Here is a 25,029-nt window from a genome sequence, read left to right on the forward strand (position 1 = left end):
GCCGCCGCGCCGGAAGATTTCTCAGACAGCCGCGCGGCGGCGTTTCCTGATGGCACCCAGAAAGCCCAGGCCACCCATCAGCAGCAGCCCCGTCGCGGGCAGAGGCACGGGCGACAATTCGGCCGCGGCAACGGGCAGCGTCGCGTCATATCCCGCCGGCAGCAGATTGCCTTCCCCGTCCTGGCGCACGCCGTCGGGCACGGTCTGGCCGTGAACGACGTATTCGCGCAGGAACAGCGGGAAAAGATCCGCCGCGGTGTAGTTGACGCGCGAGACCGGACTGAAGAAGACCGCGTCGTCGGTCAGATCGAAGTCGAGGTCATAGGACAGATTTCCCGAAGCGTCGGAAATCGGCCCGGTATGAACCTTGGACGGGTCGCTCGAAGGCAGCGCCAGCGACGGCTCCAGCGACAGCAGGATGTCGCCGTAGTTCGGCAGCGCCTCCAGCACTTCCACAAATCCGTCCTTGTCCGTGTCCAGATCGGCCGTGGGCAGGATCGAATCCTTGGGCGTGCCATCTTCGTTGAAGCGGCCATGGACGTGGTTGATGTGCAGGGCGTTCGGCTCCAGCCCCATGATCCGGGCACTGACCGTCAGCAGAGTCAGCGCCTCATTCACCACGAAAGTGACGCTTCCGCTCACCCCCGAGTTGTTCAGTTCGACCAGATTTGCCTTGAAGGTTGCAGTCCAACCCGCAGCCGGCAGGCCGAGAATCATCGCCGTGGCCGCGGCGGCTATCGTTTTCTTTTTATTACGCAAAGACTTACCTCCTGATACCGGCTATCCGACAGCGGATGCCGCCGTTAACCTTAACCGGCTGGACAGGTCGCCCACCCGATTTCTCGGACTATGCTCATCACCTCGTCGTGAAGCCGTCGTGATGAAGGGGCCATGCGACCGGCTGCGAGGGCTAGAAGATTTTCTTCAACTCGCGCACGGAATGGTCGGCGAACATGCGGACCTTGGGATCCTGCAACCGACGATGCGGGGTCAGGCAGCCGAATTGCGAGGGCGGCGGCGGCGTGCCGGGCAGAACCTCGACCAGCCGGCCCGCCGCCAGATCGGCGGCCACCTCGTATCGCGGCCGGTTGGCGATGCCGTGTCCGGCAAGCGCCCAACCTGTCAGCACGTCGCCGTCATCCGTGTCATAGCGGCCGCCGACCATCATTTTCTGCGGCCCCTCGGCGGTATCCAGAACCCAGAAATATTCCGGACTGCGCGGATATCGCAGCAGCAGGCAGTTGTGATCGGCCAGATCCTCGGGGCGTTTCGGCGTGCCTTGCGCGGCCAGGTAGGCGGGCGCGGCGACCAGCACACGCGGCGCGTCCGCGATCTTGCGCCATTTCAGCGCGGAATCCGCAGGGTCGCCAAGAAAGAAAGCCAGATCAATGGCATCCTCGACGATATTCACGTTTCGGTCGGACAGGCGCAAGCGCACATCGACGCCGGGATTCTCGGCGCAGAAGGGCGGGATCAGCGGCGCGATCAGACGCCGGCCCAGACCCAGGGGCGCGGTCAGCCGGATCACGCCCTGCGGCTTGCCGGAAAAGCTGCTGACCATCGCCTCGGCCTCGTCCAGCGTGTCGATGACGCGGCGGGCATGGTCATAGAAGCTGCGGCCGATCTCGGTCGTGGTCAGCTTGCGGGTGGTGCGGTTCAGCAGCCGCACGCCGAAGCGGTTTTCCAGATCCTTGATCCGGTTCGAGGCGACGGCGGGCGACAGCCGCAGATCGCGCCCGCCCGCGGTGATCGAGCCAAGCTCGACCACACGGACGAAAACACGCAGGCTTTCGAGATAGGACATTTGCGTAGGCCGCTTTCAACGTTTCGTGTAAAGTCTTCCGCGTCGCGAGTGATTTCGCAATCCTTTTTTCCGGCCTACCTTTCCGGACGGGTTCACAGCGAGGAGGAATGCCATGACGCCCCGATTGCGCTTTCTGCTGAACGATCAGGAGATAAGCCTCGGCGAGGTCGGCGCCGCCGACACGCTGCTGGACTTCCTGCGCATCTCGCGCCGTCTGACCGGCACCAAGGAGGGCTGTGCCGAGGGCGATTGCGGCGCCTGCACGGTGCTGTTGGGCCGACTGACCGGATCCGGGCTGATCTATGAGCCGATCAACGCCTGCATCCGCTTTCTGGCATCCTGCCACGGCTGCCACATTGTCACGGTCGAACATCTGCGCGGACCCAAGGGCGGTCTGCATCCGATCCAGAAGGCGATGGTCGCCCATCACGGCAGCCAGTGCGGCTTCTGCACGCCGGGTATCGTGATGGCCCTCTACGGCCTGTGGATGAGCAACCCGGAGGCGGGCGTGGCCCAGATCGAGGAGGCCTTGCAAGGCAACCTGTGCCGCTGCACCGGATACGAGCCGATCGTCAAGGCGGCGCTGGCCGCCGGCCGCGAGGGCGGACAGGCGCGCGATGCGCTGACCCTTGAACGCGAAACGGTTGCCGGAAGGTTGCAGGGCATGTGGGGCCGGCGGGTGGAATTGTCCAGGGATGGCCAGCGCGCCATCATCCCTGCCGATACCGACGATCTGGCCTCCGTGCTGGCAGAGAACCCCGAAGCCACGCTGGTCGCGGGCGCGACCGATGTGGGTCTGTGGGTGACGAAATTCCTGCGCGACATTTCCCCGGCGGTGTTCATCGGCCATCTGATGAAGGGTATCCGCGTCGAGGGCGATCAGATCCGTCTGGGCGCGGGCGTGACCTATTCCGAGGCCGCGCCGCTGATCGCAAGGCACATCCCGGCCGCGCATGATTACTGGCTGCGCATCGGCGGCTGGCAGGTGCGCAACATGGGCACGATCGGGGCGAATATCGCCAACGGATCCCCCATCGGGGACACGCCGCCCCTGCTGATCGCGCTTGGCGCGCGGATCGTGCTGCGCAGGGGCGCGGCGCGGCGCGAGGTCGCGTTGCAGGATTTCTTCATCGATTACGGCAAGCAGGACCGTCAGCCCGACGAGTTCGTCGAGGAGATCGTGATACCGACCCGCCCGAATGCACGGGTCGCGGCCTACAAGATCAGCAAGCGCCGCGACAGCGACATCACCGCCGTCGCCGCCGGTTTTTGCCTGAGCGTTGAAAATGATGTCATCACCGAGGCGCGCATCGCCTTTGGCGGCATGGCGGCCATCCCGAAACGCGCCGCCCGCGCCGAGGCCGCATTGACCGGCCAGCCCTTCGCGGTCGAAAGCTTCGAAGCGGCCGCCGATGCCGTGGCCGAAGATTTCCAGCCGCTCAGCGACTGGCGGGCCAGCGCCGAATACCGGCAGGCCGTCGCGGCCAATCTGTTCCGCCGTTTCTGGCTGGAACAATCCGAACCGGATCTGCCGGTGCGGCTGAATCACGCGGCAGGAGTTTGACGATGAAGGACGACACCACCATCCGCGGCCTGGCCCACAGCGAAACAGCCCATGACAGCGCCATCAAGCATGTCACCGGCCGGGCCGACTACACCGACGATCTTCCCGAGCCTCAGGGTCTGATCCATGCCTATCTGGGCCTGTCGGAATGCGCGCATGGCCGGATCACCGGCATGGATTTCACCGACACGCTGGCCCATCCCGGCGTGCTGGGCGTGCTGACCGCCGCCGACCTGCCGGGCGTCAACGATGTCTCGCCCAATGGCAAGCATGACGATCCGGTCTTCGCCCAGGACCATGTGCTGTTCTGGGGCCAGCCGGTCTTCGCCGTTATCGCCGAGAGCCGCGATCAGGCCCGCCGCGCTGCGCAGAAGGCACAGATCGAGTATGAGGCCCTGCCCTTCGCGCTGGATCCGATCGCCGCCCGGGATGCGGGTCATGATTATGTGACCGATCCGCTGACCCTGCGGCGCGGCGATGCCCGTGCCGCGATGGCGACGGCGCCGCGTCGCATCAAGGGCCGTTTCGGCATCGGCGGGCAGGATCACTTCTATCTCGAAGGTCAGATCGCCATGGCCGTGCCCGGCGAGGACGAGGATGTGGTCATCAATGTCTCGACCCAGCACCCGTCCGAGGTGCAGCACATGGTCGCCCATGTTCTGGACGTGCCCAGCCATTCGGTCGTCGTGAACGTGCGCCGCATGGGCGGCGGCTTTGGCGGCAAGGAAACGCAGATGAACCTGTTCGCCTGCGTTGCCGCCGTCGCCGCGAAACGCTGGAATCGCGCGGTCAAGATTCGTCCCGACCGCGACGACGACATGATCGCCACCGGCAAGCGCCATGACTTCGTCGTGGATTACGAAGTCGGCTTCGACGACGACGGGCATATCCTCGCCGTCGATGGCGACTGGTATGCGCGCTGCGGTTTCTCGGCCGATCTGTCCGGCCCCGTCACCGACCGGGCGCTGTTCCACGCCGACAACGCCTATTTCTACCCCGATGTCGAATTGCGCAGCCATCCGCTGCGCACCCACACCGTCAGCAATACCGCCTTTCGCGGCTTCGGCGGCCCGCAGGGCGTGATCGTGGCCGAACGGATGATCGAGGAAATCGCCTATGCCCTTGGCCGCGACCCCTACGAGATCCGGCGGAAGAACCTGTATCGGAACGGCCAGTTGACCCCCTATCATCAGCCGGTCGAGGATCAGATCCTGCCGCGCATCTTTCAGGAACTGGAAACCGACTGCGATTATCACGCTCGCCGTCAGGCGGTGCTGGACTGGAACGCGAAGGCTGGCGTGATCCGCAAGGGCATCGCGCTGACACCGGTGAAATTCGGCATCAGTTTCACCGCGACCTGGTTCAACCAGGCCGGTTCGCTGATCCATGTCTATTCCGACGGCTCGATTTCGCTGAACCATGGCGGCACCGAGATGGGGCAGGGGCTGAATACCAAGGTCGCCCAGATCGTGGCCGAGGCGTTCCAATGCGACATATCCCGGATCAAGATCACCCGCACGACGACCGAAAAGGTGCCCAATACCTCGGCCACGGCGGCCTCGTCGGGCAGCGACCTGAACGGCATGGCCGCGCTGGACGCGGCCGAACAGATCAAGGCGCGACTGATCGATTTCGTCGCCGAGCGCTGGCAGGCCCCGCGCGACGAGGTGCGCTTCATCCCCGGTCATATCCGCGCGGGCGGGCAGGACGTTCCCTTCGACGAGGTGATCGCCGCGGCCTACATGGCGCGCATTCACCTGTCGGCGGCGGGCTTTTACAAGACGCCCAAGATCCACTGGGACCGCGCGACGGGTCGCGGCCGGCCCTTCTATTACTTTGCCTACGGCGCGGCGGTGTCCGAGGTTTCGGTCGATACGCTGACGGGCGAATACGTGATCGACCGGACCGATGTGATCCACGATGTCGGCCGCTCGCTGAACCCGGCCATCGACAAGGGGCAGATCGAGGGTGCCTTCGTCCAGGGCGCCGGCTGGCTGACCTGCGAGGAATTGTGGTGGGACGACAAGGGACAATTGCGCACCCATGCGCCCTCGACCTACAAGATCCCGCTGGCCTCGGACAGGCCGCGTGTCTTCAACGTGAAGCTGGCCGACTGGTCGGAAAACGCCGAACGCACGATCAAGCGGTCCAAGGCCGTGGGCGAACCGCCCTTCATGCTGGGCATCAGCGTCTTCGAGGCGATCAACATGGCCGTCGCGTCGATCGGCGACTACCGCGAACCGGCGCGGCTGGATGCGCCGGCCACGCCCGAACGCGTGCTGATGGCCGTGAACCGGCTTCGGGGATGATCCGGGTCCGCGTCATCGCGACGTCGGGATCGACTCCGCGCGATGCCGGGGCCGAAATGATCGTCGAGCCCCATCGCGTCACCGGCACGATCGGCGGCGGACAGCTGGAATACATGGCCATCGACCGCGCCCGGCAGATGATCGCGCGCTCCGAGGAAAGCGCGCGGATGGAGGTTCCGCTGGGCCCCGAGATCGGCCAGTGCTGCGGCGGCCGCGTCACCTTGTGCCTGGACCGCGAGCCGTCTGCCCTCGAAGACCATCCCGACGCGCTGATCTTCGGTGCGGGCCATGTCGGCCGGGCGCTGGCGCTGGCGCTGCAACCGCTGCCGGTCAACGTCACCCTGATCGATCAGCGCGCGCCGGAGCTGGCGCAGGCCGCCCCCGGCATCGAAACCCGCATGTCGCCGCTGCCCGAAGCCCTGATTCGCGCCGCCCGCCCCGGCAGCGCCGTCGTCATCCTGACCCATGATCACGCGCTGGACTTCCTGCTGGCCGCCGAGGCGCTGAGCCGCGACGATTTGTGCTATGTCGGCATGATCGGCAGCGCCACGAAACGTGCCCGCTTCAGCGGTTTCGCCCGCAAGCAGGGCCTCGATCCGGCGCCGCTGGTCTGTCCCATCGGCGCCGGCCTGACACGTGACAAGCGCCCCTCCGTCATCGCCGCCACCACCGCCGCCGAGCTGATCGCCCGGCTGACCGCCACTTCTTCGTTGAACAAATACCCATGCAACAGCTGATCCGGGGCCGCGTCCTCGATTTTCATGCCGACCCGGCGGAAACCGCGGACAATCACCGCTACCTCGAAGACGGCGCCGTCCTGATCGACGATGGCCGCATCCTGGCCGTCGACGACTACGCGGTTCTGGCCAGGCCGGGGATTGCGGAAATCGACCATCGCCCGAACCTCATCCTGCCCGGTTTCATCGATACCCATATCCATTTCCCGCAGGTTCAGGTGGTGGCCAGTTGGGGTACGCAGCTTCTGGACTGGCTGAATACCTATACCTTCCCCGAAGAGGCGCGCTTCAACCAGCAGGGTCACGCCCCGGCCATGGCCGACGCCTTCCTGAACCTGCTGACCGACCACGGCACGACCACGGCTGTCGCCTTCTGCTCGGTCCATCCCGAAAGCGCCGAGGCGCTGTTCACCGCCGCCCATGCCCGGAACATGGCCATGATCGCCGGCAAGGTGATGATGGACCGCAACGCCCCGCCCCAGGTTCTGGACACCCCGCAGCAGGGCTATGACGACAGCAAGGCGCTGATCGAACGCTGGCACGGCAAGGGGCGGCAGCGTTACGCCATTACCCCGCGCTTCGCCATCACCTCGACGCCCGAGCAGATGGCGGCCACGCGCCGGCTTGTCCAAGAATTTCCCGATTGCCATATCCAGACGCATCTGTCCGAAAACCTGGACGAGATCGCCTTCACGCTGGGCCTCTATCCCGACGCCCGCGACTACCTGGACATCTACGAAACCTACGGCCTGCTTTCGGAAAAACTGCTTCTGGGCCATTCCATCCACCTGCGCCCGCGCGAGATCACTCGCATGGCCGAAACCGGCAGCCGCGCCGTCTTCTGCCCGACCTCGAACCTGTTTCTCGGCTCGGGCCTGTTCGACGAGGCCGGGCTGCGGACGGCGGGGATCGCCTGCGGCATCGCTACCGATATTGGCGGCGGCACCAGCTATTCGATGCTGCAGACCCTGAACGAGGGCTACAAGATTCTGCAACTGCGCGGGCAGAAGCTGCATCCCCTGGCGGCCTTCCACTGGGTCACGCGCGGCAATGCGCAAGCCCTGGGCTTGCAGGACGAGATCGGCACGCTGGCCGCCGGCAGCGCCGCCGATCTGGTCGTTCTGGACAGCCGCGCGACGCCGGCGATGGCGCTGCGCGCCCAACGCGCCGGAACGCTGGCCGAGGAATTGTTCATCCTTCAGATCATGGGCGACGACCGCGCCGTGGCGCAGACCTATGTCGCGGGCAAGCCGATGAAATCGGCGGACTAGATCAAATCCCGCGCGGCCGCTTGGCGGGGGCGGCGCCTTCGGTTATGGCTGGGCGCAGCATGACCAGAGGCGCGCGCGTGTTCTATCCCCTTGCCAGCACGACCTGGGACGATGCCGAATGCCGGGCGCTGCAACGCGTCATCGTCTCGGGTCGGCACACGATGGGCCCCGAGGTCGCGGCCTTCGAAACCGCCTTTGCCGCGCGTGTCGGCAGCCAGCACGCGGTGATGGCCTCGTCGGGATCGGCCGCGAACCTGCTGGCGCTGGCGGCGGCCTTCTGGCACCCCGATCTGGACTGGCGCGCCGGCGACGAGGTGATCGTGCCCGCGGTCAGCTGGTCCACGAGCTATTTCCCGGTGACGCAGACCGGCCTGAAACTGCGCTTCGTGGATGTCGAGGCGTCCACGCTGAACATCGATCCCGATCTGGCCTGCGCCGCGATCACGCCACGGACGCGCGCGATCCTGGCGGTGAACCTGCTGGGCAATCCGGCGCGGCTGGACCGGCTGCGCGCCATCTGCGACCGCCACGACCTGCTGCTCATCGAGGATAATTGCGAATCCATGGGCGCCTCGCTGGACGGGCGGGCGGCCGGGGCATGGGGGGATCTGGGCACGTTTTCCAGCTTCTTCTCGCATCATATCTGCACGATGGAAGGCGGCATGGTCGTCACCAATGATCGCAAGCTGCACCACAACCTGATCTGCCTGCGTGCCCATGGCTGGACCCGCGGCCTGCCCGACGACACCCATCTGCCGGTCGATCCAGACCCGTTCCAGCGTCAGTTCCGCTTCGTGCTGCCCGGCTATAACCTGCGCCCGCTGGAGATGGAGGGGGCGACGGGAACCGAACAGTTACGCAAGCTGCCGGAATTCGTCGAGGAACGGCGCCGCAACGCCGCGATCTTCGGGAAGGCTTTCGCGGACCATCCCGATCTGGATATCCAGGCCGAAACCGGCATGTCGTCGTGGTTCGGCTTCGCGATGATCCTGAAGAATCGGCTGGCGGGCCGTCGTGGCGCCCTTGTCGCCGCGCTGACCCAGGGCGGGATCGAAAGCCGCCCCGTCGTCGCCGGAAATTTCCTGAACAATCCCGTCATCGCCAAGCTGGATCACAGCGTCGCGGGACCGATTGTCGCGGCCGATCGCATTGACCGCGACGGCTTGTTCACCGGCAACCACCATTACCCGATCCCCGACCAGATCGCGCGCCTGCGCGAGATCGTGGACCGCGTCGCGGGACAGGCATGACGAGACGCGCCTTCATCACCGGGATCACCGGGCAGGACGGGGCCTATCTGGCCGATCTGCTGCTGGAAAAGGGCTACGAGGTTCACGGGCTCAAGCGCCGGTCATCCAGCTTCAATACCGCGCGAATCGACCATCTGTCGATCGACCCGCACCGCAACCGGCGCTTTCATCTGCATTACGGCGACATGACCGATGGCAGCGCGCTGATCCGCACCCTGGCGGAAATCCGGCCGGACGAGATCTACAACCTCGCCGCCCAATCCCATGTCCGCGTCAGTTTCGACATGCCGGAATACACCGCCAATGCCGATGCCATCGGCCCTCTGCGTCTGCTGGAGGCGATGCGATTGCTGAACCTGGCCGGAACGCGCTTCTATCAGGCCTCGACATCCGAGCTGTACGGCAAGGCGGCCGAGGTGCCGCAGACAGAGACGACGCCGTTTCATCCGCGCTCGCCCTATGGCGCGGCCAAGCTTTATGCCTACTGGATCACGGTGAATTACCGCGAGGCCTATGGCCTGTTCGCGTCCAACGGCATCCTGTTCAACCATGAAAGCCCGGTCCGGGGCGAAACCTTCGTGACGCGCAAGATCACCCGCGCGGTGGCCGCCTTGCAGATGGGACTTCAGGATTGTCTCTATCTGGGCAATCTGGACGCCCTGCGCGACTGGGGTCACGCACGAGACTATGCCGAGGGCATGTGGCGGATCCTGCAACACGACAGGGCCGAAGATTTCGTTCTGGCCACGGGCCGGACCCACAGCGTCCGCGATTTCTGCGAGGCGGCCTTTGCCGAGACCGGCACCCGGCTGGAATGGCGCGGCGCGGGGCTGGACGAGACCGGGCACGACGCGGCCACGGGGCGCTGCCTGATCCGCATCGACCCGACCTATTTCCGCCCCGCCGAGGTGGACGTCCTGCAAGGCGACGCCGCCAAGGCCCGCGCTCTGCTTGGCTGGACATCGCGCATCTCTTTCGCGCAACTTGTGGCCGAAATGGTCGCCGAGGACCGGCGGCTTCTGGAAACCGAAAGGCTGGCGCGCCGCGCCTATGGGGTCATGGAATGAAGACGATCACTCCGGTGCTGATGGCGGGCGGTTCAGGGACGCGGCTATGGCCGGTCTCGCGCAAGGCCTTCCCGAAACAATTCGCGGCGCTGATCGGGGATGAGACGCTGTTTCAGGCCTCGGCCCGACGGCTGTCCGGACCGGGCTATGCCCCGCCGATCGTGATGACCAACGCGGATTTCCGTTTCATCGTGGCCGAACAGCTGGATCAGCTTGGGCTTGAACCCGCAGCGATCGCGATCGAACCGGCGGGACGCAACACAGCGCCCGCGATCCTTGCGGCGGCGCTGATGGTCGCCGACGACGATCCCGAGCGGCTGCTGCTGGTGGCGCCCTCGGATCATGTCATTCCGGATCCGAAGGCCTTTGCGGCGGCCGTGTCCGAAGGCGCGCAGGCCGCGAAGCAGGGGCGCATCGTCACCTTCGGCATCACCCCGGACCGCCCCGAAACAGGCTATGGCTATCTGGAACTGGCCGGCGGTGGCGAGGGTCCCCAGCCTCTGGCGCGTTTCGTTGAAAAGCCTGACGCGGAACGCGCGGCGCAGATGCTGGCGCAGGGAAATTACCTGTGGAATGCGGGGATCTTCCTGTTCAGCGCCCGCGCCATGATCGAGGCGTTTCACGCCCATGCCCCCGACTATCAGACGCCGGTGCGGGCTGCGCTGGACGGCGCCCGCCGCGATCTGGGTTTCCTGCGGCTGGCGCGAGCGCCCTGGGAAAGTCTGCCGGACAATTCCATCGATTACGCGGTGATGGAAAAGGCCGACAATCTGACCGTGGTGCGTTTTTCGGGCCGCTGGTCCGATCTGGGCGGCTGGGACGCGGTCTGGCGCGAGCAGCTGGAACGGATGCCTGCCGGCGACGGGGTCGTCGCCGATGCCAATTCCACCGCCATCGATTGCCGCGACGTGCTGCTGCGATCGGACCATGCGGATCTGCAATTGGTGGGTATCGGATTGCAGGACGTGATGGTCGTGGCCACCGGGGACGCGGTCCTGGTTGCGGACAAATCGCGCGCGCAGGATGTGCGGCAGGCCGTTACCGCGCTGAAGAAGAAAGGCCGCAAGCAGGCCGAGGCGTTCCCGCGCGATCACCGCCCCTGGGGCTGGTTCGAGACGCTGGCGCTGGCCGACCGCTTTCAGGTCAAGCGGATCGTGGTCAAGCCGGGCGCGGCGCTGTCGCTGCAAAGCCACGTCCATCGCTCCGAACACTGGATCGTGGTCAGCGGCACGGCCAGGGTCACGGTTGACGATCACGTCACGCTGGTGACCGAAAACCAGTCCATCTATATCCCGCTGGGCGCGCGCCACCGGATGGAAAATCCGGGCAAGGTGCCGATGGTGCTGATCGAGGTGCAGACCGGATCCTACCTGGGCGAGGATGACATCATCCGCTACGAGGATGTCTATGCCCGCGACAGCGGCGATTGATGCGCGTTCTGCTGACCGGCGGCAGCGGCATGGTCGGCCGCGCGCTGCTGCGGCTGGCGCCCCGGGTCGCGCCGGGGCTTGACCTGCTGGCGCCATCGCGCGCCGAATTGCCGCTGACGCAGCGAGAGGCGGTGACCGACTGGATCACCGCGCACCGGGTCGAGGCGGTGATCCACGCGGCGGCGAAAGTCGGCGGGATTCAGGCCAACCTGGACGATCCGACCGGGTTTCTGGCGGAAAACCTGCGGCTCAACGATGCCCTGATCATGGGTGCGTTCCGGGCCGGCGTGTCGCGGCTGGTCAATATCGGCTCGTCCTGCATCTATCCGCGCGACTGGCGCCAGCCGCTGGTGGAAGAGGATGTGCTGGCTGGCCCGCTGGAGCCTTCGAATGAGGGATATGCCCTGGCCAAGATCACGGCGGCGCGGCTTTGCGCGGCGATCTCGGGACAACACGGATTCGCCTACCGGACCCTGATTCCGTGCAATCTGTTCGGCGCGCAGGATCATTTCGGACGGGATTCGGCCCATCTGGTCGCCGCAGCGATCACCAAGATCCTGCGCGCCAAGGCGGATGGCGCCGATCATGTGACGATCTGGGGCGGGGGTCGGGCACGGCGCGAATTTCTGGCCGTCGATCATCTGGCCCGGTTCGTGCTGACGGCGCTGAACCGTCTGCAAACCCTGCCGCTGCTGCTGAATGTCGGGGCGGACCGGGATTACAGCGTCGATGAATATTACCGGATGATCGCTGACCTGGCCGGCTGGCGGGGCCGGTTCATCCACGACCGCAGCCGCCCCGAGGGGATGCAGGCCAAGCTGATGTCATCGGCCCGCGCGCGTGACCTGGGCCATGCGCCGCCTGCCGACATCCGGCCCGATCTGCGCATCGCGATCCGGGCCGCGCGGATGGCGCTGTAGCATCGCGCGACCCCGGCCCGGCCCGGCCGCGTCGCGGGCACAGGCTGGGCGGCGGCCGGTTCTCGCGCCATCAGGCGGCGTCTGCCTTTGGCTGGTAGTTCAGCACCGGGGCCAGCCAGCGTTCGACCTCGGCCAGCGACATGCCCTTGCGATCGGCATAATCGCGCGCCTGATCCTGTTCGATCTTGGCCACGCCGAAATAATAGGCCTCTGGATGACCGATATAGAGGCCCGACACCGACGATCCCGGCCACATCGCCATGCTTTCCGTCAGCGTCACCCCGGTCGCGGCTTCGGCGTCCAGCAGGCGGAACAGCGTGTCCTTTTCGGTGTGGTCGGGCTGCGCCGGATAGCCGGGGGCCGGGCGGATGCCGGCATAGGGCTCGGCGATCAGGTCCTGGGGCGCATGGGCTTCGTCGGGGGCATATCCCCACAACTCGCGGCGGACCCGTTCGTGCAGCATCTCGGCCATCGCCTCGGCGATGCGATCGGCCAGCGCCTTGACCATGATCGCGCCGTAATCGTCGTTGGCGCGTTCGTACCGGGCCGAGATTTCCTGTTCCTCGGGCCCTGCGGTGACGACGAAAGCGCCCAGATAATCGCGGTGCCCCTCGGGTGCCACAAAGTCGGACAGCGCCACGTTGGGGCGGCCTTTGCGCTTGGTCACCTGCTGGCGCAGCGTGTGAAAGCGTGCCAGCACCTCGGACCGATCCTCGCCGGTAAACAGGTGGATATCGTCGCCCACCGCGTTGGCCGGCCAGAAGCCCACGACCGCGCGGGGCCGAAACCAGCCGCCCTCGATGATCCGGGCCAGCATCTCTTGGGCGTCGTCGAACAGGCTGCGCGCGGCCTGCCCCTGTTTTTCATCGTCGAGGATGCGCGGATAGACGCCCTTCAATTCCCAGGTCTGGAAGAACGGGGTCCAGTCGATATAGCGCGCGATCTGCGCCAGATCCCAGTCCTCGATCACCCGCCTTCCCGAAAAGGATGGCGTGGGCGCGGCGAATCCGGTCCAGTCCAGTTTCAGCGCGTTGTCCCGCGCGGCCTGCAGGGGCAGGCGCGACTTGGCAGCCTCGGCGCGTTCGTGCCGGTCGGCCACCTCGCTGTATTCGGCCCGGATGCCCGCAACGTAATTCTGTTGCTGGGCGGGTGACAGCAACGACGAGACGACGCCGACCGCGCGGCTGGCATCGGTGACATAGACGGCAGCGCCCCTGTGATAGCGTGGTGCGATCTTGACCGCCGTGTGGATCTTCGAGGTCGTGGCCCCGCCGATCAACAGCGGCAGATGAAAGCCCTCGCGTTCCATCTCCTGCGCCACATGGACCATCTCGTCCAGGCTGGGGGTGATCAGGCCCGACAGGCCGATCACATCGACATTCTGTTCACGCGCGACGTCCAGGATCTTCTGGCTGGGCACCATGACGCCCAGGTCGATCACCTCGTAATTGTTGCAGGCCAGCACGACGCCGACAATGTTCTTGCCGATGTCGTGGACATCGCCCTTGACGGTGGCCATCAGGATCTTGCCCGCGCTTTCACGCTCGGTCCCGCCATTCAGGCGCTTTTCCTCTTCCATGTAGGGCAGCAGGATCGCCACCGCCTGTTTCATCACGCGCGCGGACTTGACCACCTGCGGCAGAAACATCTTGCCCGCGCCGAACAGGTCGCCCACCACGTTCATCCCGGCCATCAGCGGGCCCTCGATCACATGCAGCGGCCGCTGGGCCGCCTGGCGGGCCTCCTCGGTATCGGCATCGATATATTCGGTGATCCCGTTGACAAGCGCATGTTCCAGCCGCTTTTCGATCGGCCATTCGCGCCATGACAGATCCTTTTCCCGCCGCTGCGCCCCGCCTTCGCCGCGATAGCGTTCGGCGATCTCAAGCAGATGTTCGGTAGCATCGGGGCTGCGGTTCAGGACCACGTCCTCGCAGGCATCGCGCAGGTCCGGGTCGATCTGGTCATAGACAGCCAGTTGCCCCGCGTTGACGATGCCCATGTCCATGCCCGCCTGAATGGCGTGATACAGGAACACCGCATGCATCGCCTCGCGCACGGGTTCGTTGCCGCGAAAGCTGAAGGACAGGTTCGACACGCCACCAGAAACATGCGCATGGGGCAGGTTCGCGCGGATCCAGCGCACGGCATCGATGAAATCCACGCCGTAATTGTTGTGTTCGTCGATCCCCGTGGCCACGGCGAAGATGTTGGGATCGAAGATGATATCCTCGGGCGGGAAGCCGACTTCATCGACAAGGATGCGATAAGCGCGTTCGCAAATCTGGATCTTGCGCGCCGCGGTGTCGGCCTGGCCCTGTTCATCGAACGCCATCACCACGACCGCCGCGCCATAGGCCAGACACAGCCGGGCGTGCTGGCGAAACTGGTCTTCGCCCTCTTTCATGCTGATCGAGTTGACGACCGGCTTGCCCTGGACGCATTGCAGCCCGGCCTCGATCACCTCCCATTTGGAACTGTCGATCATGATGGGCACGCGGGCAATATCGGGTTCGCCCGCCAGGAGGTTGAGGAATTCGAACATCGCCGCCTTCGAATCGATCAGCCCCTCATCCATGTTGATGTCGATGATCTGGGCGCCATTCTCGACCTGATCGCGGGCGACCTCCAGCGCGGCGGCATAATCGCGGTTCTTGACCAGCTTGCGGAAGCGGGCGCTGCCGGTGACGTTGGTGCGTTCGCCGATATTGACGAAGGGAATGTCGTCGGTCAGCACGAAGGGTTCCAGGCCGGATAGCCGAAGTTGGCGTTCAGACATAGTCGGGCACCTTTCGCGGGCTGAATTCTGCGACCGCATCGGCGATGGCACGAATATGATCGGGCGTCGTGCCGCAGCAGCCGCCGACGACATTGACCAGCCCCTCGCGCGCGAAGTCCGCCACCTGCCGGGCCGTATCCTGCGGCCCCTCGTCGTATTGGCCAAAGGCATTGGGCAGGCCGGCATTGGGATAGGCGCAGATCAGCGTGTCGGCCACGCCAGCCATCTCGGCCAGATGCGGGCGCATGGCCGAGGCGCCAAGCGCGCAGTTCAGCCCGACCGTCCAGGGCCGAGCATGGCGGACCGAATGCCAGAAGGCGGTGGGCGTCTGGCCCGACAGGGTGCGCCCCGAGGCATCGGTGATGGTGCCTGAAATCATCAGCGGCATACGCTGGCCATGCGCCTCCATCGCCTGAAGGCAGGCAAAGATCGCGGCCTTGGCGTTCAGCGTGTCGAAGATCGTCTCGATCAGCAGGATATCCGCGCCGCCCTCGATCAGGCCCCTGGCCTGCTGAAGATAGGCCGCCCGCAGATCGTCGAAGGTCACGGCACGAAATCCCGGATCGTTCACATCCGGGCTGATCGATGCGGTGCGGTTGGTCGGGCCCAGGGCGCCGGCCACGAAACGTGGCCTGCCATCCTCGGCGGTGGCGCGGTCCAGGGCCCGCCGCACGACGCGCGCGCCTGCGACATTCAGATCGTGAACGGCCGCTTCCAGTCCGTAATCGGCCTGCGCGATGGTGGTCGAGGAAAAGGTGTTGGTCTCGACGATATCGGCCCCGGCCATGGCATAGCGATAGTGGATGTCCTCCACCGCCTCGGGTTGGGTCAGGACCAGCAGGTCGTTATTGCCCTTTTGCGGTCGCTCCGAAGAATGCCCGCAGGCATGTCCCGAGCCGGTACCGGCATAATCCACTTCGTCAAGGTCCAGATTCTGGATCTGCGTGCCCATCGCCCCGTCAAGGATCAGAATCCGTTCGGTCGCCGCGCGATCCAGCAGGGCGAAAGCAGGAGAAGGGGGCAATGCGGTCATATCGGGCCTCGTCATCGAAGCCTGCTGGATAGACAGCGGCCCGGCGAATGGCAAATTCATAATCCGCGAGAAGATCATGACGTGAATCGATAATCTTTTGCGCCTCTCCCTCGCGCTCTTTCCAAATACCTTCGGGGGGTCCGGGGGGCGAAGCGCCCCCGGCCGTCTCAGGTCATGCGCAGGCCGCCGTCCAGCCGGATCACCTCGCCGTTCAGATAGGCGTTCTCGACGATCGTTCCCGCCATCCGGGCGAATTCGGCCGGATCGCCCAGCCGTCGGGGAAAGGTCACCCCGGCGGCCAGCCCGTCCTGCACTTCTGTCGGCAGACCGCGCAGCATCGGCGTTGCGAAGATGCCGGGTGCGATGGCGCAGATGCGGATGTTGCGCGAAGACAGGTCACGGGCGATTGGCAGCGTCATCCCGGCGATCCCGGCCTTCGAGGCCGCATAGGCCGCCTGTCCCTTCTGCCCGTCGAAAGCCGCGATCGAGGCCGTGTTGACGATGACGCCGTTCTCGTCGCGGCCATTCCTCGCCATCTCGGCGGCGGCCAGCCGCAGCACGTTGAAACTGCCGATCAGGTTGATCTCGACGGTGCGGCGAAAGCCTGCCAGGCTGTGCGGCGCCTCGCGGCCCAGGGTCTTTTCACCGATCACGATGCCGGCGCAGTTCACGCAGATGTCTATGCCGCCCATCGCCTCGACCGAGGCCGCGATGGCGCGGGATACGCTGTCCTCATCGGTCACGTCGGTTTCGGCGAAACCGGCGCCCATGGCCCGCGCGACCCTTGCCCCGGCCGGATCGCGGTCCAGCAGCACGACCTGCGCGCCGCGTTCGCGAAAATGCCGGGCCGTCGCCTGGCCAAGCCCCGAGGCACCGCCGGTCACGACGGCGCGGCTGACTGACAGATCCATGCGTCTTTCCCCCTGTGATCGGTGCCAATCTGGCACGACCGCCGCAGCCTTTCCAGACCGCCATGGCCGTTCGGCGGACCGGCGGACCCTGCGCGGTTCAGGTCAGCAGCATTTCCGGACCGCCGGCGATCTTGGGATCGACCTCGCCGATCCGCTTGCGGTCCTTGCCGGCGTAATCGACCGCGTTCAGCACCGTCTGGATCGCCGCGATCCGGGCCCGGCGCTTGTCGTCGGACCGGATCACGGCCCAGGGCGCGATGGGCGAATGCGACAGGTTCAGCGTGTCGTGAATCGCCTGGGTATACTCATCCCATTTGGCCAGACCCTCCACGTCGATGGACGACAGCTTCCACTGTTTCAGCGGATCCTTCTCGCGGTCGAGGAAACGCTGCAATTGCTCGGCCCGGCCCACGTTCAGCCACAGCTTGACCAGGATGATGCCGTCATCGACCAGGGTCTGCTCGAATCCCGGAAGCTGCCGGAAGAAGGCGTTGCGCTGCGTCTCGGTCGAGAAGCCGAAGACACGCTCGACCACGCCGCGATTATACCAGCTGCGGTCGAACAGCGCGATTTCGCCGGCAGCGGGAAGCCAGTCCACGTAGCGCTGGAAATACCATTGCCCCGCCTCGCGTTCGGTCGGCTTGGGAAGCGCCACGATATAGCACGAGCGCGGATTGAGGTTCTCGCGCAGGCGTTCGATCGTGCCGCCCTTGCCGGCCGCATCGCGGCCTTCGAACAGCACCACCAGACGTTTGCCGGTCGAGGAAATGTCGTGCATCATACGGACAAGCTGCAACTGCAGCATCTCCAGATGATCCTCGTAATCGGTCTTGTCCATCTCCTCGCGGTAGGGATAGCCGGGATCGAGGATCTCTTTCTTGCCGGCCTTCTCGATGGTCTTGCGGACGTCCCTGGGGGCGCCCCGGTCGAGATAGTCGCTGATCTGGCCGACCAGCGGCAGGTCGGGCGCGGAGGGTTTCGCTTTCGCCATCAAGGGGTTCCGATCCTGGACATGTCGTATTGCGTGGTCTGGTAGATTTCGTTGATCCAGTTGCCGTAGAGCAGATGCGCATGGCTGCGCCAGCGGTTCAGCGGCATCCGGGCCGGATCGTCGTCGGGATAGTAGTTGCGCGGCACCTCGATGGCCTTTCCGGCCAGCGCGTCACGGTCATATTCGTCCTTCAGCGTCGTGCTGTCATATTCCAGGTGGTTGAAGATATAGAGCGCGCGGCGACCCGGATCCTCGACCAGGCAGGGGCCGACCTCGTCGCTGGCCAGCAGCGTGGTCAGGGCCGGGCGCTGGTCCAGTTCGTCCTGCCGCACCTCGGTCCAGCGGCTGACGGGAACCAGCACGTCATCCGAGAACCCGCGCAGATAGGGCGAGGCGGCCAAAAGGTTCCGGTGCCGAAAGCAGCCGAAGGCCTTGGCGTCCAGGATGTGCTTGGGAAGGCCGTGGAAATGCCAGGCCATCGCCATCCCGCCCCAGCAGACGCCGAAGGTGGAATGGACATGGGTCTGGGTCCAGTCGAAGACTTGGGTCAGTTCGTCCCAGTAGGTGACCGCCTCGAAGGGCAGGTGTTCGATCGGCGCGCCGGTAATCACGAGGCCGTCGAATTTCTCGCCCGTCGCCGCGACCTCGCGGAAGGGACGATAGAAGCTTTCCATGTGGTCGGCGGCCGTATTGCGGCTTTCATGATCCGACATGCGGATCAACTGAAAGTCGATCTGCAGGGGCGTCGCGCCGATCAGCCTTGCGAACTGGTTCTCGGTCTGGATCTTGCGGGGCATCAGATTCAGCAGGCCGATCCGCAGCGGGCGGATATCCTGGGTTGCCGCACGCCCCGGCGACATCACCATCACGCCCTCTTCCGACAGGATTCGGTAGGCGGGCAGGTTCTCGTTCAGGGTGATGGGCATGGCTGCGATCCTTTTGCGACCGATAAGTAGAAGGCAGCGGCGGTCACGGCAAGATGCCGTGCCGCGATGGCGGGCGGGCAAGGGGGGCGCCGCCCCCCGTCGCGTCCCGCGACTCCCCCCGAGGTATTTGGAAAGAGCGCGAGGCAGAGACACGAGGCAGGCGTGATCGAATGCGCCGGATGCGCGCGACCCGGGACGGTTTCGGCGCCCGCCGGCGGGCCGGATCAGTCCGGCCGCCGGTCGATGGCGCGGGCGATGAGGGCATTGAAATCGGCCGGGTCCTTCACCTCGGCCACCTCTTCGGCCAGCACCGTGATGCCGCGCCGCGCCATGGCCTGATAGCGCGGCTGGCGATGGGCCAGGGCGCGGGCATAGGTCCAGCGGATGAAATCGTCGGGGTTGACCTCGTCGCCGGTCAGGCCCTTCTCGACCCGGTAGGCGACCCAGGCGTTTTCGAGGAATTCGGGCTGGTAATACATGGGTTTCGGCGCCCTGTCGAAGCGGCGGACCAGTTCGGCGGTATGCGCGTCGCTGCCCTTGATCCAGACCATCAGCAGATCGCGCGCCAGCGCCGACAGGACCGGATCGTCGGGATCGTCCGGATCGACCACCTCGCAGATCGAGCCGCCGCTGTCGCAGACGAAATGCGGAATGCCGTAGATCCGGATTGCGCGGGACATGAAGTGATGGGTGTCCAGAAGCGCCGCGATCTCGGCCCGGCGGTGCTGGTCCTGACGTTGGTGATATTCGTCGAAAGGCAGGCCGCCGCGGCTGGGGCTGCCGGGCTTGCCGAGATAGGTCGATAGCGGCGCCAGATTGTCGAAGGTGATGTTGCTGGCGATATAGACGCTGTCGGATAGCAGCAAGTCACGCAGGAACGGAACCTTCATCGCCTCGTGCTTGAAGTTGTCGGCGATATATTCGCCCATGTAGCGGGTGCCGATGCGGTAATCGACCGAATAGTGAAACCACTCTCCCGAGGCGCGCAGCATGTTCGACAGATGGGTCTTGCCCAGTCCCGACATGCCGAACAGCAGAACGCGCCGGTTCGCTGCCCGAAGCCAGTCCTGGCCGCTGTGATGGATCATGTGCCGCCCCGTCCTTGGTTTCGGACTTGGTAATCCGCGGCGCGCCCAAGGGAAAGGGGCGGGCGTCAAGCCAGCGCAGGTTTCGGTGCGGCCATGACCGGTGCGGGGACGGCCGGGGTGGCGCCGCCCGGCCCGGAGCGGCATCGGCGACAGCCTTGCACCAGGGCGGGCTGGCGGAAAGGCCCCGACGATGCGGCGGGCCTTTCCGTTTCTTCCTGGTCGGGCGATCAGAAACTGTAGCCGATCCTCATTCCCACGCCCCAGGCGTCATTGCCCTTCATGTCCGCGCGCGCGGTGTCGGGTGTGCCGGTTTCCGGCCTCGCATCGCCGAGTTTGGTATAGTTGACGCCGGTGGTGATCTTCATGTTGTCGCGCGTATAAATCGCCGCCAGCGTGATGCCCTTGCGCCCGTTGGTCGGGGCCAGCGGCGAAACCAGATCATTCCCGGCCTTCTCATAGGTGAACGAGGCCGAACCGGACCAGGCATCGGTGAACTTGCGACCCACGCCAAGCGTGTAGGTGGTGGTGTCCTCCAGGCTGACCAGTCCGCCACCGGTCACGGCGGTGAAGTTGCGCGGATCGACCCGGAATTCGGACCAGTTCACCCAGCGGATCGATCCGAAGACCAACGTATCCGGCGCGACGCCGGTCTGGAATTCCAGGTTCCAGCTTTCCGGGGTCTTGACCTTTGTCATGGAGGTGCCGGTCAGCAGCGGCAGGGCCGGCAGCGGCCCGGCCCCGTCGGGATCGACCAGCGGGCCGGATTCGGTCGTGTCGAATTCATGCTCGACCTCGGAATTGTAGGTCAGCGAGACGCGGGCCGCGATCTCGGGCTTTTCCCAGGCGGCGCCGGCCACCCAGCCGACGGCCGTGTCGGTATCCAGATCGACCGAATAGCCCGCCACCGGACCATAGGCCGCGCCGTTCAGGCTGACCTTGCCGTCGGCACGCGACCCGCGGATGCCGCCATGAACCGAGAAATTGTTCTGGAACTTGTAGCGTCCGAGCGCGGTGAAGGTGGTGGAATCCACCTTCGCGCTGGTTCCGCCCAGAAGGAGCGACCCGTCCTGGCCCGGATCCGGGATCGCGCCGGGTTGCGTCGGATAACGGATATCGGCGCCGAAGGGCTGTTCGATGATGATGGCGCCGGAAATGCTGGGCGTGAACTGGTGCTTGTAGGCCAGACCCACGAAGCCGTAGCCCTGCGCCACGTCGCCGGTGTTGTAGGGGCCTCCGGCCGCCGCTGGCGTGCGGTCCTTGCCCTCGACCGTCGGATCGACGCCGCCAAAGCTGAGCTCGGCGTAGTTTCCGTCTTCGAACAGCGGGCTCAGCGATTGCGGCGCGCGTTCGATCCCGCCTGCCAGCAGGGGCGATGCGCTCAGCAGCAGGGTGGCCGCGCCGGTCAGTGTATATCTCATAAGTTGTCCTCCCTAGACGGATCAACCGATCCAGGTTGTCACCTTACGGGACTTCGTGATGCAATCAATCGTGCCGGCCCGATGACGCAACGTTCTGATCTCGCTGACCTGGGGGCAGCGTGTCTTTGCTGCAACGCAGCCCGGCGGCCGGCGCCGGTTCTTCGGCTCTGGACAATCGGCGCCGCGCGTGAAAGGGGAAACTGCCAAACGAACTTGCCGCAAGGATGACCCCATGCAGATTCGTGAGGCCCTGACCTTTGACGATGTCCTTCTGGTTCCCGCCGCCTCGACGGTGATGCCCTCGACCGCCGATGTCGCGACCCAGGTCACGCGCACCATCCGGATGAACATTCCGCTTCTGTCCTCGGCCATGGACACGGTGACCGAAAGCCGCATGGCCATCGCCATGGCGCAGGCAGGCGGCATGGGGGTCATTCATCGCAACCTGACGACCGAACAGCAGGCCGACGAGGTGCGCCGTGTCAAGCGGTTCGAAAGCGGCATCGTCTACAAGCCCATCACGCTGCGCGCCGATCAGACGCTGGCCGATGCGAAGGCCTTTCAGGACCGCTACAACGTCACAGGCTTTCCGGTCGTCGATGCCGAGGGCCGCGTCGTCGGCATCGTCACAAATCGCGACATGCGGTTCGCCAGCGACGACCGCACCCCGGTCAGCGTGATGATGACCTCGGACAGGCTGGCGATGCTGACCGAGCCTGCCGATCGCCAGCAGGCCATCGACCTGATGAAGGAACGCCGGATCGAGAAGCTGCTGATCGTCGATGGCCAGGGTCATCTGACCGGCCTTCTGACGCTGAAGGATACCGAGAAGGCGGTGGTGAACCCGCTGGCCTGCAAGGACGAGCTGGGGCGGCTGCGCGTGGCCGCCGCATCGACCGTCGGCGAAGAGGGCTTTGCACGCAGCCAGGCGCTGATCGAGGCGGGCGTGGACATGGTCGTGATCGATACCGCTCACGGCCATTCGGCAGGCGTCGCCAGGGCGGTCGAACGGGTGAAGACCTTTTCGAACGAGGTGCAGGTGGTGGCGGGCAACGTGGCCACGGCGGAAGGCACGCGGGCACTGATCGAGGCGGGCGCGGATGCCGTCAAGGTCGGCATCGGACCGGGCAGCATCTGCACGACGCGGGTGGTTGCCGGGGTCGGCGTGCCGCAGCTGACCGCGATCATGGACGCCTGCGCCGGCGCCGATGGCCTGCCGGTGATCGCCGATGGCGGCATCAAGTATTCCGGCGATTTCGCCAAGGCGATCGCCGCGGGCGCCAGCTGTGCCATGGTCGGCAGCGCCATCGCCGGCACTGATGAAAGCCCCGGCGAGGTGATCCTGTATCAGGGCCGCAGCTTCAAATCCTATCGCGGCATGGGCTCGCTGGGCGCGATGGCGCGGGGCAGCGCGGACCGCTATTTCCAGAAGGATGCCGCGACCGACAAGCTGGTGCCCGAGGGCATCGAGGGGCAGGTGCCCTACAAGGGACCGGCCGGCACGGTGATCCACCAGCTTGTCGGCGGGCTGCGCGCCGCCATGGGCTATACCGGCTGCGCCACGATCGAGGAGATGCGCCGCAACTGCCAGTTCGTCCGCATCACCGGGGCGGGGCTCAAGGAAAGCCATGTGCACGACGTGCAGATCACGCGCGAAAGCCCGAATTACCGTCTCGGATGAACCCTGGTCGGGGCGGTCATTTCTTGGGTGCCTGTCTCCGCATGATGTGAAGCCCTTCGGGAGCCCGCGACACGGGGCGCCCCTCGTGCCGCGATCGCGGGAAGGCCAAGACTCCCCGGACAGCAGAAAAGGTGCGTAAAGCCCTTGCAGGCGGGACATGGCGATCCTCGGCGCGGGTTCGGCCTCGGTAAATTTTTTCCTTTCCCCGGCGCGGCTTGTCCACGACGAGGCTTGCCTGCTGCAAGGCTTCGTGCCATCAAATGACGCTCAAGATCCCGCCTCAGGGACGATGTTGCGCCCTTGCAGGAATGCGGCGTAGCATCCGTAGGACAACAGGAGGAAAACCATGATTTTCAAGGCAAGCCGGATGATCGCGGCCGCCGCGTTGCTGGGCGCGTCGTCGCTGGGCGCGATGGCGCAGGATTTCAATCCCACCAATCCCGAATGCATCGCCCCGGCCAATCCCGGCGGCGGCTGGGACTTCACCTGCCGCCAGGTCGGCAAGACGATGCAGGATCTGGGATTGATCGACACGACGATGCAGGTCGTCAATCTGGCCGGCGGCGGCGGCGGCGTGGCCTTTGCCGAGGTCGTCAACAAGCGCGAGGACGACAACAACCTGATCGTGGCGGCGTCCTCGGCGACCGCGACGCGGCTGGCACAGGGCGCCTATCCGGGCAACACCATGGATCAGGTCCGCTGGCTGGGCTCGATCGGGGCCGATTACGGCGTCATCGCCGTGGCGGCCGACAGCGAGATCAAGACGCTGCCGGAACTGCTGGACAAGATCAAGGCCGATCCGGGTTCGATCTCGGTCGCGGGCGGTTCGGCCGTGGGCGGCTGGGATCACCTGAAGGTGCTGATCGCGGCCGATGCCTATGGCATCGAGGATGTCCGCTCGGTCAAGTATATCGCCTTCGATGGCGGCGGCGAGGCCGTGACCCAGCTTCTGGCAGGGTCGGTCCAGGCCTTCACCGGCGACCTTTCCGAGGCCAAGGGCTTTGTCGATAGCGGCGACATCAGGGTGATCGCGGTGCTGGCCCCCGAACGGCTTGACGGCGAATTCGCCGATTTTCCGACCGCCAAGGAACAGGGTGTGGATGCTGTCGGCGCGAACTGGCGCGGTTTCTATGGGCCGGGCGGCATGTCCGACGAAGCCTATAACGGTTGGGTGTCGAAGCTGGGCGAGCTTTATGCCTCGGACGAATGGAAAGAGGTGATGAAGGTGAACGGCATCGCGCCGCTGGACCTTCAGGGCGAGGAATTCCAGCAATTCGTGTCCGAATCGGTGACCCGGATCCAGGACATCTCGCGCAAGATCGGCATCATCAAGTAGACGCGGGCTGATGCCGGCAAACATCTCGGGCGCCGCGACCTTTCGCGGCGCCGCTTCTGTCCCGAAAGGAAATCGGCGATGAGCGATCGCATCCTTGGCCTCGTCGGCATCCTGCTGGCGATCGGTTTCGCGCTGGCCGCGCTGTCGATCGAGGAAAGCTTCCTGTCGGACGCTGTCGGTCCCAAGGCATTTCCCCTGATCATCGCGGCCGTCCTGGGACTGGCCAGCATCGTCATCGCGCTGCGCCCCGATCCCGATCCGACCTGGCCCGCCCTGGGCCGCCTGGCCGAGATCGGCGCGGCGGTGCTGGTCATGATCCTCTATGCCAAATTGCTGCCGGAAGCGGGTTTCGTCATCGCGACAGCCTTCGCCGCAACCTATCTGTCCTGGCGTCTCGGGTCGACGATCCTCTGGGCCACGGCGACGGGAATCGGCACCTCGCTGGGCATTTATGTCATCTTCAATCTGGCTCTGGGTCTGTCGCTGGCGCGCGGCCCGTTCGGCTTCTGAAGGA

20 protein-coding genes are annotated in these 25,029 nt (G+C 65.5%); 11 read left to right on the top strand and 9 right to left on the bottom strand.

Annotation, left to right across the window (positions count from 1 at the left end; translation table 11 throughout):
* Window positions 1-21 precede the first annotated feature (21 nt).
* A complete protein-coding gene (locus AC13CR_RS09680) occupies window positions 22-642 on the bottom strand; it encodes a VPLPA-CTERM sorting domain-containing protein (RefSeq protein ID WP_298854977.1) in 621 nt (206 codons plus the stop codon).
* A gap of 268 nt (window positions 643-910) precedes the next feature.
* On the bottom strand, window positions 911-1,804 hold the full coding sequence (locus tag AC13CR_RS09685; RefSeq protein ID WP_292953539.1) for a LysR family transcriptional regulator: 894 nt from the start codon (window positions 1,802-1,804) through the stop codon (window positions 911-913).
* Window positions 1,805-1,916: 112 nt separating this feature from the next.
* On the opposite strand from AC13CR_RS09685, the gene xdhA reads away from it, so the two are divergent.
* The 8 genes from xdhA to AC13CR_RS09725 all read left to right on the top strand — a co-directional run bounded on the left by xdhA (window position 1,917) and on the right by AC13CR_RS09725 (window position 12,352).
* Window positions 1,917-3,368: a xanthine dehydrogenase small subunit gene (gene xdhA, locus AC13CR_RS09690; protein WP_292953542.1), complete on the top strand. Its 1,452-nt coding sequence runs from the start codon at window positions 1,917-1,919 to the stop codon at window positions 3,366-3,368.
* Between the two features lie 2 nt (window positions 3,369-3,370).
* Complete coding sequence (xdhB, locus tag AC13CR_RS09695) at window positions 3,371-5,677, top strand: xanthine dehydrogenase molybdopterin binding subunit (protein WP_292953544.1); 2,307 nt, start codon at window positions 3,371-3,373, stop codon at window positions 5,675-5,677.
* The gene (gene xdhC, locus AC13CR_RS09700; protein WP_292953547.1) at window positions 5,674-6,414 is read left to right on the top strand and encodes a xanthine dehydrogenase accessory protein XdhC; all 741 of its coding nucleotides are present in this window, start codon (window positions 5,674-5,676) and stop codon (window positions 6,412-6,414) included. The genes xdhB and xdhC overlap by 4 nt, the downstream gene beginning before the upstream one ends.
* Window positions 6,402-7,685: a guanine deaminase gene (guaD, locus tag AC13CR_RS09705; RefSeq protein WP_292953550.1), complete on the top strand. Its 1,284-nt coding sequence runs from the start codon at window positions 6,402-6,404 to the stop codon at window positions 7,683-7,685. The genes xdhC and guaD overlap by 13 nt, the downstream gene beginning before the upstream one ends.
* 77 nt (window positions 7,686-7,762) lie before the next feature.
* Window positions 7,763-8,935: a DegT/DnrJ/EryC1/StrS family aminotransferase gene (locus AC13CR_RS09710; protein WP_292953553.1), complete on the top strand. Its 1,173-nt coding sequence runs from the start codon at window positions 7,763-7,765 to the stop codon at window positions 8,933-8,935.
* Entirely contained in the window at window positions 8,932-10,002 is a 1,071-nt protein-coding gene (gmd, locus tag AC13CR_RS09715) for a GDP-mannose 4,6-dehydratase (RefSeq protein WP_292953556.1), read from the top strand. The genes AC13CR_RS09710 and gmd overlap by 4 nt, the downstream gene beginning before the upstream one ends.
* Window positions 9,999-11,432: a mannose-1-phosphate guanylyltransferase/mannose-6-phosphate isomerase gene (locus tag AC13CR_RS09720; RefSeq protein WP_292978967.1), complete on the top strand. Its 1,434-nt coding sequence runs from the start codon at window positions 9,999-10,001 to the stop codon at window positions 11,430-11,432. The genes gmd and AC13CR_RS09720 overlap by 4 nt, the downstream gene beginning before the upstream one ends.
* Window positions 11,432-12,352 (top strand): NAD-dependent epimerase/dehydratase family protein, encoded by a 921-nt coding sequence (locus AC13CR_RS09725; RefSeq protein ID WP_292953565.1) that lies wholly within the window; start codon window positions 11,432-11,434, stop codon window positions 12,350-12,352. The genes AC13CR_RS09720 and AC13CR_RS09725 overlap by 1 nt, the downstream gene beginning before the upstream one ends.
* Window positions 12,353-12,422: 70 nt before the next feature.
* Here AC13CR_RS09725 and metH read toward each other — a convergent pair whose 3' ends face one another.
* The 7 genes from metH to AC13CR_RS09760 all read right to left on the bottom strand — a co-directional run bounded on the left by metH (window position 12,423) and on the right by AC13CR_RS09760 (window position 21,498).
* Window positions 12,423-15,131 carry a methionine synthase gene (gene metH, locus AC13CR_RS09730; RefSeq protein WP_446233720.1) on the bottom strand — a complete coding sequence of 903 codons (2,709 nt, stop codon included), beginning with the start codon at window positions 15,129-15,131 and terminating at the stop codon, window positions 12,423-12,425.
* Complete coding sequence (locus AC13CR_RS09735; RefSeq protein WP_446232571.1) at window positions 15,124-16,179, bottom strand: homocysteine S-methyltransferase family protein; 1,056 nt, start codon at window positions 16,177-16,179, stop codon at window positions 15,124-15,126. Before AC13CR_RS09735 ends, metH begins: the two co-directional genes overlap by 8 nt.
* 152 nt (window positions 16,180-16,331) lie before the next feature.
* Window positions 16,332-17,075 (bottom strand): SDR family oxidoreductase, encoded by a 744-nt coding sequence (locus AC13CR_RS09740; RefSeq protein ID WP_292953574.1) that lies wholly within the window; start codon window positions 17,073-17,075, stop codon window positions 16,332-16,334.
* 97 nt (window positions 17,076-17,172) lie between these two features.
* Window positions 17,173-18,066 carry a polyphosphate kinase 2 gene (ppk2, locus tag AC13CR_RS09745; RefSeq protein WP_292953577.1) on the bottom strand — a complete coding sequence of 298 codons (894 nt, stop codon included), beginning with the start codon at window positions 18,064-18,066 and terminating at the stop codon, window positions 17,173-17,175.
* Window positions 18,066-18,992 (bottom strand): homoserine O-succinyltransferase, encoded by a 927-nt coding sequence (locus AC13CR_RS09750; RefSeq protein WP_292953580.1) that lies wholly within the window; start codon window positions 18,990-18,992, stop codon window positions 18,066-18,068. Before AC13CR_RS09750 ends, ppk2 begins: the two co-directional genes overlap by 1 nt.
* A 224-nt stretch (window positions 18,993-19,216) precedes the next feature.
* Complete coding sequence (locus AC13CR_RS09755) at window positions 19,217-20,080, bottom strand: ATPase (RefSeq protein WP_292953583.1); 864 nt, start codon at window positions 20,078-20,080, stop codon at window positions 19,217-19,219.
* A gap of 227 nt (window positions 20,081-20,307) precedes the next feature.
* A complete protein-coding gene (locus AC13CR_RS09760; protein WP_292953586.1) occupies window positions 20,308-21,498 on the bottom strand; it encodes an OmpP1/FadL family transporter in 1,191 nt (396 codons plus the stop codon).
* 232 nt (window positions 21,499-21,730) lie between these two features.
* On the opposite strand from AC13CR_RS09760, the gene guaB reads away from it, so the two are divergent.
* The 3 genes from guaB to AC13CR_RS09775 all read left to right on the top strand — a co-directional run bounded on the left by guaB (window position 21,731) and on the right by AC13CR_RS09775 (window position 25,025).
* A complete protein-coding gene (gene guaB, locus AC13CR_RS09765; RefSeq protein ID WP_292953589.1) occupies window positions 21,731-23,179 on the top strand; it encodes an IMP dehydrogenase in 1,449 nt (482 codons plus the stop codon).
* Window positions 23,180-23,525: 346 nt separating this feature from the next.
* Entirely contained in the window at window positions 23,526-24,515 is a 990-nt protein-coding gene (locus AC13CR_RS09770) for a Bug family tripartite tricarboxylate transporter substrate binding protein (protein WP_292953592.1), read from the top strand.
* A 78-nt stretch (window positions 24,516-24,593) separates the two neighbouring features.
* Window positions 24,594-25,025 (top strand): tripartite tricarboxylate transporter TctB family protein, encoded by a 432-nt coding sequence (locus AC13CR_RS09775; RefSeq protein WP_292953595.1) that lies wholly within the window; start codon window positions 24,594-24,596, stop codon window positions 25,023-25,025.
* The last annotated feature ends 4 nt before the right edge of the window (window positions 25,026-25,029 follow it).

Source organism: Paracoccus sp. L-17 (assembly GCF_056857655.1).